14 protein-coding genes are annotated in these 11,931 nt (G+C 32.4%); 2 read left to right on the top strand and 12 right to left on the bottom strand.

Annotation, left to right across the window (positions count from 1 at the left end; translation table 11 throughout):
* Positions 1 to 343: 343 nt before the first annotated feature.
* From J8281_RS14960 to J8281_RS14970, 3 genes are all read right to left on the bottom strand, one after another.
* On the bottom strand, positions 344 to 877 hold the full coding sequence (locus J8281_RS14960; protein WP_210198456.1) for a hypothetical protein: 534 nt from the start codon (positions 875 to 877) through the stop codon (positions 344 to 346).
* Between the two features lie 111 nt (positions 878 to 988).
* Positions 989 to 1,936 (bottom strand): hypothetical protein, encoded by a 948-nt coding sequence (locus tag J8281_RS14965; protein ID WP_210198457.1) that lies wholly within the window; start codon positions 1,934 to 1,936, stop codon positions 989 to 991.
* A 125-nt stretch (positions 1,937 to 2,061) separates the two neighbouring features.
* Positions 2,062 to 2,697: a PH domain-containing protein gene (locus J8281_RS14970; protein WP_210198458.1), complete on the bottom strand. Its 636-nt coding sequence runs from the start codon at positions 2,695 to 2,697 to the stop codon at positions 2,062 to 2,064.
* A 201-nt stretch (positions 2,698 to 2,898) separates the two neighbouring features.
* Between J8281_RS14970 and J8281_RS14975 the strand changes: the two genes are divergently transcribed.
* Entirely contained in the window at positions 2,899 to 3,165 is a 267-nt protein-coding gene (locus tag J8281_RS14975) for a hypothetical protein (RefSeq protein WP_210198459.1), read from the top strand.
* 412 nt (positions 3,166 to 3,577) lie between these two features.
* Entirely contained in the window at positions 3,578 to 4,819 is a 1,242-nt protein-coding gene (locus tag J8281_RS14980; protein WP_210198460.1) for a 2OG-Fe(II) oxygenase, read from the top strand.
* Positions 4,820 to 5,303: 484 nt separating this feature from the next.
* Here J8281_RS14980 and J8281_RS14985 read toward each other — a convergent pair whose 3' ends face one another.
* The 9 genes from J8281_RS14985 to J8281_RS15025 form a co-directional block, all read right to left on the bottom strand.
* Positions 5,304 to 6,005 carry a hypothetical protein gene (locus J8281_RS14985; RefSeq protein ID WP_210198461.1) on the bottom strand — a complete coding sequence of 234 codons (702 nt, stop codon included), beginning with the start codon at positions 6,003 to 6,005 and terminating at the stop codon, positions 5,304 to 5,306.
* 204 nt (positions 6,006 to 6,209) lie between these two features.
* A complete protein-coding gene (locus J8281_RS14990; RefSeq protein ID WP_210198462.1) occupies positions 6,210 to 6,713 on the bottom strand; it encodes a hypothetical protein in 504 nt (167 codons plus the stop codon).
* A 12-nt stretch (positions 6,714 to 6,725) separates the two neighbouring features.
* Positions 6,726 to 7,232, bottom strand: coding sequence for a hypothetical protein (locus J8281_RS14995; protein WP_210198463.1), 507 nt, complete (start codon positions 7,230 to 7,232; stop codon positions 6,726 to 6,728).
* A gap of 175 nt (positions 7,233 to 7,407) precedes the next feature.
* Positions 7,408 to 8,070, bottom strand: coding sequence for a hypothetical protein (locus J8281_RS15000; protein ID WP_210198464.1), 663 nt, complete (start codon positions 8,068 to 8,070; stop codon positions 7,408 to 7,410).
* Positions 8,058 to 9,530, bottom strand: a complete 1,473-nt coding sequence (locus tag J8281_RS15005; RefSeq protein ID WP_210198465.1) for a hypothetical protein — start codon at positions 9,528 to 9,530, stop codon at positions 8,058 to 8,060. The genes J8281_RS15000 and J8281_RS15005 overlap by 13 nt, the downstream gene beginning before the upstream one ends.
* 6 nt (positions 9,531 to 9,536) lie before the next feature.
* Positions 9,537 to 10,286 carry a hypothetical protein gene (locus J8281_RS15010; RefSeq protein ID WP_210198466.1) on the bottom strand — a complete coding sequence of 250 codons (750 nt, stop codon included), beginning with the start codon at positions 10,284 to 10,286 and terminating at the stop codon, positions 9,537 to 9,539.
* Positions 10,287 to 10,289: 3 nt separating this feature from the next.
* Positions 10,290 to 11,267, bottom strand: a complete 978-nt coding sequence (locus J8281_RS15015; RefSeq protein WP_210198467.1) for a hypothetical protein — start codon at positions 11,265 to 11,267, stop codon at positions 10,290 to 10,292.
* 29 nt (positions 11,268 to 11,296) lie between these two features.
* Positions 11,297 to 11,626 carry a hypothetical protein gene (locus J8281_RS15020; RefSeq protein ID WP_210198468.1) on the bottom strand — a complete coding sequence of 110 codons (330 nt, stop codon included), beginning with the start codon at positions 11,624 to 11,626 and terminating at the stop codon, positions 11,297 to 11,299.
* Positions 11,613 to 11,900, bottom strand: coding sequence for a hypothetical protein (locus J8281_RS15025; protein WP_210198469.1), 288 nt, complete (start codon positions 11,898 to 11,900; stop codon positions 11,613 to 11,615). Before J8281_RS15025 ends, J8281_RS15020 begins: the two co-directional genes overlap by 14 nt.
* Between the last annotated feature and the right edge of the window lie 31 nt (positions 11,901 to 11,931).

Below are 11,931 nucleotides of genomic sequence, written 5' to 3' on the forward strand. Positions count from 1 at the left end.
AGAAAATTTATTTCTTTCACAAACTGCCTCCATAAATCAAGAGGTAGTTGAGAAAGAAATAAATTTAGCGCAAAGGCATGATGTCGGATAAGTAACAACTGTCAGATCAAGTAGTGGCTACTACACCATAACTTATAAAAACTTGAAGAACTGCTGCCAGGATATCAAGAAATTCCTGTAACGTAGTTGCTCGGATGCTTACAGACAAATAATATTTTAAAAATTATTCAATTTGAAGAGAAGCATCCTGAAAACACCTATTTTTCAGTATCTTATTCTTCATAAACTTCAAATTTTTGCAGCATCTATTAGATATTTAAGCGAGAGGTAGAAAGTCAAAAAATTAACATCCATATATAAAAACTAAAGTAATTAAAATAAGAAAAATAAAACTAATAATACGAACTTCTCTATCAGCTTCTTTAAATTCTTGCTCCTGTTTTCTTTTCCATTTTCTAGCTACCTGTTTATTTTGTGATTCATAATTTGTTTTGAGTTCTTCCTCAAAATCTGACATATAATCAATGAACTTTTTGTATCCTTCGTATATTTGATATTTATCAGCATGGTCAGAAGTTAATTGAATTATTAAAAAGGTATCCAGTACGGCATATCCACTTTTGCCTCGAAGTTCGGTGTATGTACTTTCCTTAATATTTTTTTTAATAGAAAATTCTTTAAATATGTTTTCAATTTTCAAAAAACTTAAAATCAACTGTAATTTTTCCCGGTTACCGCTGTTTGCATTGATATTTGATTTATAATTATAAGACAGGATATCCAAAACTGCTTTATCAACAGCAGTAATAGTTTCATAAGGTTCTTGGAAAGTGTACTTATCAAGTTGATATTCATGTGTTTTTTGAATCGCTTCCATATTGTGGTGGATTTTCAATAAAGTACGATAAAATCATTCAAAAAACAAAACTTCACTTTACACTCAAATTAAAGGTAATATTCTTAGAATTTTATAATTAAATACTCATAATTACACACTATCACAAAGTAAGGCTTCATATTTATGCTCATAGGCTATTTTATCCATTTCCAGTTTATTTTTGTTGTGAAGTAAGTCTCTCCTGATTCGAAAAATATCTTCTTCAAGCTCTTTGATATTCTTCTTTGATTTTGTAATTTTTCTTTTAATATCAGATCCTGTAACTAATCCATCATACACGATATCTATGAATTTAGAAAACCTTTTAATGGTGATGTCTTTTTTGACAATATAGTCGATGCCTATGTGTTTACATTCATTCACCAAAGTGGTCAGATAAGTCTGAATTTGAGCAATGAGTTTTTTTGCACCATCAATTTTAGAATACTTAACCCCTTTTGATACCCCACCATCACCAAACATATCATATATGGCCCAGTTTTCTGCTCCGTTTAGTATTGGTTGGAGTTTCCTGATTTTAGCTAAAACTATATCGGTGATTTTAATAGTCTCAGATACTTGTTCCCATTCTATTTTAATAGTACTTATCTTCTCCAATATAGAGTGAATTTCTAATGATATTGAGATATTATGTTCAAATAAATAGTGTTCTTTCTCTTTGAGAAGTTGCTTATACTTGTCATCTATGTCGGCCATCGAGCTGATTTTATGTTGAATCTCTTTAACTCTTTGATCTATCAAATTAAGAGCTTGTTGCGATGTTTCAACATCAAGTTTAGCGGCTAAAACTTTTTGCTTTTTTTCTTTGAACTTTTTTGCTCTTATCCCCAATATAAAAGTAAAGATAGAAGTCAAAGAAAATCTACTTAAAGCATTAAGTTCTCTTTGATCTTTTAGTAATATTTTTTTAAGACCCAAATCAATAACCATTTTAGAGACTTGTTTCTTCTCAAGCTCAGCTAATTCTGATGTTAACCTCCTGAGGGTTTCAATTTTTTCTTGGGTAATGCTTAATTGTCTTTCGTTTGAAAACTGCATACATACAAATTAAGAATTTTTTTCTTTATGTTCTTAATACTTATACTATTTCTGATGTAAAACAACTCAAATAAAAAAGTATAGCTTTTTGCTTAAGTTATAAAAGAATATACAAAAAGTCTAAGCTATTGTTGTTCTCTTTCGTATTTCGTTCGATAACCAGTATTAGTCTCTGGTCTTAGAGCATTTGGATAATGAATATCCGTTTTAATATCTAAGGATGTTTGCTTTACCAATTTGAAAATTTCATAAGGATTTTTAATTCCCAGCCATTTATCATAAATTTTCGTAGTAGTTCCTTCGTATGTTTTTGTTCTTCCACTAAAAAACCGGATTGTTCCCACATCATACATTCTTTCGATCATATTCACAGTAATTTCAATATCCGAAATTTTGTCATAGTCTATAATTTTAAAGTCGGTACCCATAAAACCTGTGCGTATCATCACTCTTTTGTTTGAGTACGCGTAAATAGTATTTGGGTAAGAAAATAGTTTGTTTAGAAGTGGGTATAATCCTTGCGCTATGGGGATTAAACCAATCAATGAAAAATACTCGAATCTTCCATTAGTACCTTCGGGTGCGCTATTCATACTTACTAAAATCCAAATCACCCCAAAGGCAATAGGAATAAGTCTTTTGCCAATTCCTTCTAGTGCATAGGGAATAAAGATAGGTTTCCCCGACCAGATAATATCTTCACCACTATCTTTTATACTGTCAAATTCAGGTAAAATATTCTTATTAAAAGTTGTACTCATACTCACTTTTGTTGAAATTACTAACTATTCAAAAAAAATGGTTATTATGCTGTTCGTTTTTAAGATAGTGATTTTAAAAGCAGTTTTGTCATCACTCTTGTTATGATTTCATCAATTTTAGCTAAATAAATAAATTACAGAAGCTTAACATTAACCATATCATAAAACTCAATTTTTTTTTGTAACTTAAAGAAAATGGACATGAAGAATACTACTAAAACAGAATTACCCTGGTTGGCGATCACAGTTTTTATAATAGGCTTGCTCATTCTAATTGGTTATGGGGGAGGTTATGCCCGATTTGCTTTGATTATGTTGAGGGTGATAGGAGTGGCTGCCTTGATTCCTGTTTTTTATGCAGTATACTTACTCCTTCCGGCTTTGATTGAACACTTTTTCTTTACATTAAAAATCGAAGGAAACAATAATATTAAAAAGAGGTGTTTTTTCTTAAGTCCATCAATGTAACCTTGTAAATGATAAAACAACCTAAAAATAAGAGTCTTACTAAAAAACCGGTTCCAAAAAATCTATTAGACGATTTGGAAGATGATTTAGAGCTTTACAAGAACTACAACAGAAAATTAAAAGATGTTTTTCAGCGGTTTATTTTATTGGTTTTTTATTTTTTCTAATGCTTACATACAATATTTCTAATACTGTTTTTCAATTTCCTTTATCATGGTTGCTCATATCATTGATTCCTTTTTTAATTTCATTGATATTATTTATTGGATATACTAAAACGATCAAACGAATAAAGAAACACTATTTTTTTGAAGAGGGGCATTTTTTTGCCAATCCTGATTATAAAACCACATGGTTTAAAGATGTAAAAAAGTGCATGAAAAAATAATGTAATAATAGTACAAACCTAGTTATGAAGAAGGAAATAATAGCAGATGGAGTTTATGTCATTAAAAATTTTCTCTCTGAAGCAGAATGTAATAAATTCATTAGGCGTAGTGAGAAAATAGGTTATGAAGAAGCAACAGTAGCCACTTCAGAAGGGCCTAAAATGATCAAAGGTATTAGAAACAATCAAAGAGTTACTATTACTGATAAAGTGCTAGCAGAAACATTTTGGAAACGAATTCAACCTTTCGTAGAAGAAAGATATGAAGACTGGGTCCCTACTTCTGTAAATGAGCGTTTTAGATTTTACAAGTATGATATCGGTGAGCGGTTCAATAAGCATAGGGATGGTAGAGTAAAAATTCATGATTGGAAGGAAAGTAGGTTAACCTTTATGGTATATCTTAATGGTGATTTTGAAGGAGGAGCTACAGAATTTGAAAATTTTTCTATTCATCCGGAGGTTGGAACTGCTTTAATTTTTGAACACGAAATAAAACATAAAGGTTGCCGGATTATTAAAGGTAATAAATATGTAATCCGTACAGATATATTTTTTGAAAAACCTGCTTCTGATCAAGAAAGTAACATAACAATTGATATAGAAAAAAGCCTGAAAGCGTATTTTAGCTTTATTAAGGATTATGGATTTTCCGATTTTGAATATGAACAATTTGGATATGGTATAAACTATGTTGCAAACAAAGACAATCTAGCTATCAGGATATACGTTGAAATGATATGCTCATCGTATATATGGATTTCTATCAATGATTATTATATTACCCACCTTGAACCTGACAATATTATTTTTAAATCTTATGAAGAACAAAGAGAACAATTATATGGTAGTCTAGAGGATCGAAGATCAAAAATGGAAGCAGAAGGTTCAAATAAACTTTGGGAAAGCTACTATGCTTATGGTAAAACTATTAATGACGAGTATTTAAAAGGAATAAGTTTACTTTTACGAAAATATCCCAATATACTCAATGGAGATTTAGAAATCCTAAAGGTAAACGAAAAAAAAGCTAATCTAGAGTACGAAAGAAAAGAGACCGATCAACGCAAGAAGAATAAAATCTATACGCTAAGATTTCAATCTGTATGGTTTGAAAGTGATGATTATGAGCTGTTCAAAGAATTCGTCTCGATAAATGATATTCAAGTTTATTTAAAAAAAGAAACTCATATTACTAATTATAAGATTTTTGACTGGAATATGAATGAAATTGATATTGGTAGTCCACCAGGTCAAGTAAAATGAATATAGATTTGGGTTTGTTATTACAAATCAGAGTAAGCTTAATAATTTAAATTATTGTTTATCAAGGATTTACAAATTAATTTTTGTTTTTTTCGCTTTTTTACTAAATCTGAAGTTTTGACCCACTTTATGCATTGGAAAATCTATTACGGCTATTAAACTGCTGCAAAACTAAGCACTACGTTGTATTTTCAAATTTCACCGTAGCGGTGCTATGCCGAAACTTAGAAAACACTTGGTTTTATGGCATTTTCAAACCTCATAACGAAATTCTAATGCATAAAGCGGGTTTAAAAAATAGAAGTGCTTAAAAAGTATCCAATTCGGTCAAACCATCAACCATCAACCATCAACCATCAACCATCAACCATCAACCATCAACCATCAACCATCAACCATCAACCATCAACCATCAACCATCAACCATCAACCATCAACCATCAACCATCAACCATCGACTATTGACCATCAACTATAAACAGTCTCACCTACGTCGATATCTGCTTATGTACCCTTTGTAACGCTCTGGATCTTTTCGAAAGGCGTATTTACCAGTATCTCTAATTTCATCTATAGCTTCATTAAGATGCGTGAGTGCCCGATCACGAATGTCTTTGGCCTGAGAGTTATCGAGTGAAGCACCGTTTGCTTTGGCTAGTAAATCTGCAAGTTTATCTGATTTTTGTTCTGCAATATCTAATACCCTTAGGTCGTATTTGATCTTTTCTAGTTCAGATACATTGGCTTTGCCTAGAACACTAATATCCATTAGATCTTGGATCATATCAGCGTTGCCCTCTCCGTTAGCTATTTCGCGAACACGATTCAATACATCTGGTCGTTTTCTAAAAGCAAATCTCATATCGGCCAATAAGTCATCCCTGAATTCGTAAGCTTTTGGTGATTCTTTTTTCCAGGATTTGGTCGCTTCCTCTTGGCTATAGCGCTCTTTAACCCATAGTGCTTGTGCATATCGGCAAGCACCTGTGCGTACAGGAAGATCGGCTACAAATATTTCCCAGTCTAAACCTTTACTCATTAAAACTTCTTTATCATCTTGTATCCAAATAAACAGGTTTTCGGCTTCCTGTATCGTTACATCTACAGGTTGTGCCGGTGCTTTTATAACCTCTTGGGGTAAACGTTCTAGTTCCGCTAATTTGGTATCAAAATTTTCTTTTGACATAGTAGTATTGTTTTATTTTGTTAATAATATGCAATAATACACACCACCAGTTTCATTTTTTGAAACTGAGGATTTTAAATGAACCTAAGTTTTGATATATGATTTTGTTTTAAAAAGCCGTTAGATCTATCTCCGTTACATTTTGAAAGGTAGATTGAAGCCGATAGCGATAAATTATTGCCGCTTTTGGATGTTCAAACTGAACTATGAGAATAAACTTCCTAATATAAATGATCCTGACAATGTAAGTTCTCCATTATCTATTAGAACATTAGAAATCCTCTTTGATGAAGTATCATAAAATGCTATAATTGTTTGCCCTCTAAGAATTTCTGCAAAACGTAGATCTGCATCAATATTCGTTCTTCTTCCTATTTGTAAGGGTGTATGTACTTCGGCTGCATAAGGCAACCTAAGATTAATAATAAATTGACTAGGGGTTTGCACCAGGGTATTGATGTCGTTAAAAGAAATAGAAAACGTTAAAACATCACCAATTAGTGAATAAAAAGCTCTAGTGTTTTGAACTGAATATTCGTTAGAAAAATTTCCTAGTGTTGGATTAAATTTTTGCTTAATCCCCTCGCGAATAGTTGTATTATCGTTATATGAAATATGGTTAACGTATATATCTTTTGGAGCAATTTGTGTATGACCTTCTCCATACGTACCTTTTCCTGATTTTAAAAAATAACTATTTGATCTCATGCTAATAAATGATTATAAACTAAGGTTAGGTAGAAATTCGCCATCACTTGTATCACCAATATCAAATTCGAAAACAATATTTTCGTCATCTGCAACTACCAGCGGCGGATCAAAATTATTGATAATGTTAACAATCTCTCGCTCTATTTGATTTCGAAAAAAATAGTCTGAAGGTGCTATTCTCAAGTTATCCTTAGTTTCTTTTATAGCTAATTTTTCTGAAGCTAGCACCATATCGCGATTCCTGTAGACCACTCCACGAAATGGATTGATAACGCCTAGATCGATGACTCTAATTTTATTATTTGAAGATGAAATAGGCGTTGAGGCTTGAACCAAAACAGATGCTCCGTTAGAAAAAGTTATCTTTTCATTTCCGTCGTCAAGAGTATCTACATCAGTTACCAATAAACCGTTATCAATATGATGATAGCTATCTATTAGATCAGCAAATTCATCTTGTGTAGGTTTATCACCTGTTTCAAAATAGGATTTAAGCTTTTCTTTTGGTTGTTTCATCTGTTTCTTTTTATTGTTTTTTAATAGTCAGACAGAATCGCCATTTAATCATGTGGGTAAATATCATCCTTATGGTTATGGCTTACTTCATCAGTTGATGTATTTTACTTAAGAATACAATAAAGCTTTATAATATGATTAAAAGAGATAAAAGGTTATTTATGTGGTTTTAACACTAATCGTCATCATCTTCATTATTTTTTCTTTGTACTTTAACTTTAACGATATCTGATATTATTTTATCTTGATCATTAGTCACAGAGAGCTTAAATTCGTAATACCCTCTTTTTAGATCAGTAACTGTAGTGCTTAAGCGATCGGGGGCTTTTATTTTTCCTCCACTACCTTTTATTTTAGACCAGGTGATTGATTTTATTTCTCCTTTTTCTGGAAAAACATCACCATTCAGATTGGTTTTATTATTCGGTAACGTAATTGTTCTCGATCGACCTGCATCTACTTTGGTTATCGAATCTTTTTTTAGTGCTTTATATTCTTGTTTTAGCTTTTCAAAGTCTTTTTTTAGATCAGATACATTTTCATCCAATTCTTCTGCAAGTTGAATATCTAGTAGTAAAGATTTAAGTCTTTTCTTAATACTCTGTTGTTCAGGAATTTTTTGATTTTCAATAAACACTGTATCAAACTCATGTTCGAGTCTTTCAATATTTTCTTCTTTAATAAACTTTTCTTCTAGACCTAACAACAACTCAGGGTTTTCGACGTCTGCCTTAACCATTTTTGTTCCTTTAGGTAAATTTTTGCTATCAATTTCATCACTATGGTATCCAACAATATTACCGTTTTCTACTTGAAAATATACTTCTACTTTCTCCATATTGCTAAATAATTTATAGAGGAACTGCCTCTATTTTCTGAATTTTGAGCAATTACTCGCACTCTATCTGTTCTTCTTTGATATCTACAATACAATAAATCATTCCCATCGACATCACCACTATATTGAATCCAACGCATACTTGGTATAAATGCCAAAAGATTGGACATTATAAATCCAGATGGCGGAAAAACATCTGCATAATTTGTATTCCAATCCCGATATCCTTGTTGGCTTCTATTTCTGGTTGTAAGACTTCCATATGTAAATTTTAAATTAGAAGATAAATAATCACGTACTCGACGTGGAGTCATTATTTTCGAATTATCTGTACCGGCTATAGCTTCATTAAAGTTTGCTAATTCTGCAATACCTCGTCTAGACGTAGTAGCTATTCGATTATGTAATTTTTTGGGGGTAACAAAACGTGAATCATCGGTAGAACCATCGGTTTCAGTTTGAGTAGCTATTTCAGCCTTTCCTCTTACTGTTTCAGTTGCATTAGGTGTTAAAATACTTTCTCTAGATATTCCCACATCACCAGAGGTGTTGATAACCAATGCTTTTTCTTCCTTAACCGTAACTAGAGGTAAATTTCTAAATCGCAGAAAACTATTCCCTGCGTCTATATCTAGGTTTCTAACTGGATTATCGACTCCAATTCCTACACGACCGTCGGTTTGAAATCTAAATCTTTCTAACCAGGAAGTTCCTCCAGATACAGAACCGCCTATAGTCAATGCATCTTTTGAGCCTGACTGCGCGTTATCACCTATTGTAATTCTAAGTTGAGATACATCTGAAGATGGAGTAATTTTACTCATATAAACTCCATCAGTATTGCCGGATGTACCTCTGAAAATTAATTTGTTTCCTTCCTCTCCTATGGTAAGATTTGGTTTATCTTCACCCAAAGACAAATCCCCTGTCATTGCTTTGGATCCATCTCTAGGTAGATAGTCTTCCTTTACGTCATTGATTACCGTAGTAATATTTGAAATATCTGTGGTTAATGCGATGATGGTTTTAAGTGTAATTAACCCGGTAATGACCACGTTATCTGGATCTGAAGGAGTAGTGACATACTGCCCAACCCACTCTTCGTATACTCTTTTCGTTTGACCATCGGCATATTCAAGATTCCCCGTGTTTTTACGTAAATCAATAATTTCTACGTTCGGTTTTGTACCACCATTAAATTTTAACCGAAGTAGTTCTGGTTTGGTAACTGTAAACGTATTCCCAGTTTGTGCATTTATTTCTTCTCTCGTAAAGGTTGAAACTATCCATCCGTCTTCGCTCGTACTAGCTTCTTTAACTAAATAGTTTTGATTTGGATCAATTCCCCACTGACTCAATAATGCTTCTAACATATCATCTGCATAAGCCCTTTGCAAGTGAATTAAAGTTTCCTGCTCTAAAGGAAACCCTCCTTTATGTCCAAAATTGACTCTTTTCATTATTCTTTATTCTTTATTTTTAACTGAAGGTGCGTTACTTAAATTTGAATATTCGTATTTTCTGGTTTCATAACTCTTCGCTACCAATTTGTAGAAATTAACCACTTTATGAAATCTTGGAGTGGTTATTTTAACCGCATTTGGATGATTGGTATACAAATGACCCGGTTCAAAACTCAATTTCTTATCAACGTTTTGTAGCATTTTATCTTTTATAGGAGTTTGTACCGAAGTAGTACTTAATGACTTTATCTCGTTTAGAATAGCATTTTTAGATTCAAGAATATCAGAAGGTATGTTGATTCTAAAGTTGAAATACTCGGTACTGCTCAAATCCAAATCACTCGATAAATATAAAAAGTAGTTAAACTCTTTTTGATTATCATCTGGGTTATTTGTGTAGATCAATATGGGATCGTATCCAGCTTTGATCTCATCATTTGTATACAAATATTGAACCGCAGGACGATCTGCATCATCGATAAAGATAAGACCATTTTGAGCCTTTTGACTTGTGAATGGATAACGTTCATAGTTGCGCCTTTTATTAAATAGCTCATTTAAAACTTTTTCCATATAAATCACTTGTCCGTTGTGTTGCATCTTATAAAGCGTGTCTTCATAAGTCTCACTCAAAGGTTTTAAAAGTGCCTGTAACCATAGCGCATGTTTTCTCTTTTTTAAGACAGGAGGAATTAACATCAGTAGTGTGCGCTTCCAATCAATGGTGGTATACTTTGGATACGTTTTTTGCATACATCAAATATTAAAGCTAGGATCTGTTTGTAGGTTGTATGGATAATACGTTATGTATATACCTTCGTCATTGGTTGTATCAAAATTTGTGTTGAAATATCCCGAAGTTGGTACAAAAAAAGAGGTTTCTTTTCTATTATCAGTATCATCATACACCGTGTTGCCCGAAGAAAAATCCTGATTAAATGCGGCTATTTTTACTTGACGTAAGAGAGGGAGTTTAACACCTGGTACGCTTTGAACTCTATCAATTAAAAATGTTGGAACAAAAGCGCCATTAAATTCAAGATTTCTTAGATAACTCAATATTACATCCTCTAACGGTTTTATTGAAGAATCACTAATCAAAGCACCAGCATTTACTCCTTGAGTATAAATGACTAAAGGATCTACATAAACTTCCATCACTATTCGTATTTTGTCTCCGGCAGTTGAAATAATACGTAGTTGTGTCCCAGCATCTTTTATTTCATTCATAAATGCGATAAATGGCAGCCTTTCACCCGTAGTTAATTGAGCAGGGATCCCCCCTTCTTCTTTGGCAACTTTAATAGTAACAATTCCTACTTGGTTGTAATAGTATTCTTTGATTAACTCCTCTGTATTTTGAGTGACATCTTGATCATCTGTAAATATATCACTGAATAATCTCTCAGAAATAGAACAATATTTGATAAGTTTTGCAGCTTCGACATCTCCTATGCCATTAGTATCAAATTGAAAATATCCGTCTTTCCAAATTAGGTCTGCCCCTGGTATATAGCTAAAGGCTTGTTCACGGTACCAGTTTAAGGTGTGTGGTCTTGATAGTAAGGCATTACGTTCAACTATATTTTCATGTAACCAAATCGCTGTTGAAATTATAAAAGTCCATAACCTCCAAATAGCGGTCTTTGAAGTACTATTTAAAACATCTAACTCGACATACTTTTCTTTTTCGGTAAGAATGATCTGTTGTATTTCTGTAATGGTACGTGCCATAGTACGATGCTAGCTTTTAAGTTTATTCTTTATTTTGGATCTATAGACGAGTGAACAATAAAATCATCTTCTACGGTCATATATCCAATCCCATCTGGTCGATCTTGTACATCAAGTAATGTTAAATCCTCTTTCGAAATACCATTTGCAGGTAAAATATTTCTGGATACGTAAAATGCTTTTATATCTCTTCGTGTGGGACTACTGTTGATTCTCAGATCTTCATATACCGATAGTTCTCTATCAACCTGGTAAAACCCATTATCATCTAAGAGGCTAAAAATTCCTTCTACTCCTCCATATTCTTGAAGTGCAATATCAAAAATGGTCTGATTTTCCTGTGGTTTAATAGTTGCCATCGATTACAATATTTTCAATATTTGTTACATCAATAATTCTTACGTTAAAATTATCGTGAATCAGTTGTTTCTCTATCTCGGCTTCAAGTCGTAATCTATTCACAGTTGTATTGCCTTTTAAAAAATCTGCAATACCTACTCCTAAAAGGGGATATTCTTTATAAGCACCTTTATGAGATAATAAAATGTGCTCTACATGTTGTTGACTTGATTCTCCAATTTTGAAATCACCATCTTCAACTATAATATCGTTGTTTATCACAAAATCATCCATTATGAAATATTAAAATTCTCTATAAAAATAT

Source organism: Aquimarina sp. U1-2 (assembly GCF_017897595.1).
GTDB lineage: Bacteria > Bacteroidota > Bacteroidia > Flavobacteriales > Flavobacteriaceae > Aquimarina.

Bases quoted from the DNA above. Each gene is read 5' to 3' on its own strand.
- J8281_RS14960 (WP_210198456.1), bottom strand. From the start codon at position 877: ATGGAAGCGATTCAAAAAACACATGAATATCAACTTGATAAGTACACT.
- J8281_RS14965 (WP_210198457.1), bottom strand. From the start codon at position 1,936: ATGCAGTTTTCAAACGAAAGACAATTAAGCATTACCCAAGAAAAAATT.
- J8281_RS14970 (WP_210198458.1), bottom strand. From the start codon at position 2,697: ATGAGTACAACTTTTAATAAGAATATTTTACCTGAATTTGACAGTATA.
- J8281_RS14975 (WP_210198459.1), top strand. From the start codon at position 2,899: ATGAAGAATACTACTAAAACAGAATTACCCTGGTTGGCGATCACAGTT.
- J8281_RS14980 (WP_210198460.1), top strand. From the start codon at position 3,578: ATGAAGAAGGAAATAATAGCAGATGGAGTTTATGTCATTAAAAATTTT.
- J8281_RS14985 (WP_210198461.1), bottom strand. From the start codon at position 6,005: ATGTCAAAAGAAAATTTTGATACCAAATTAGCGGAACTAGAACGTTTA.
- J8281_RS14990 (WP_210198462.1), bottom strand. From the start codon at position 6,713: ATGAGATCAAATAGTTATTTTTTAAAATCAGGAAAAGGTACGTATGGA.
- J8281_RS14995 (WP_210198463.1), bottom strand. From the start codon at position 7,232: ATGAAACAACCAAAAGAAAAGCTTAAATCCTATTTTGAAACAGGTGAT.
- J8281_RS15000 (WP_210198464.1), bottom strand. From the start codon at position 8,070: ATGGAGAAAGTAGAAGTATATTTTCAAGTAGAAAACGGTAATATTGTT.
- J8281_RS15005 (WP_210198465.1), bottom strand. From the start codon at position 9,530: ATGAAAAGAGTCAATTTTGGACATAAAGGAGGGTTTCCTTTAGAGCAG.
- J8281_RS15010 (WP_210198466.1), bottom strand. From the start codon at position 10,286: ATGCAAAAAACGTATCCAAAGTATACCACCATTGATTGGAAGCGCACA.
- J8281_RS15015 (WP_210198467.1), bottom strand. From the start codon at position 11,267: ATGGCACGTACCATTACAGAAATACAACAGATCATTCTTACCGAAAAA.
- J8281_RS15020 (WP_210198468.1), bottom strand. From the start codon at position 11,626: ATGGCAACTATTAAACCACAGGAAAATCAGACCATTTTTGATATTGCA.
- J8281_RS15025 (WP_210198469.1), bottom strand. From the start codon at position 11,900: ATGGATGATTTTGTGATAAACAACGATATTATAGTTGAAGATGGTGAT.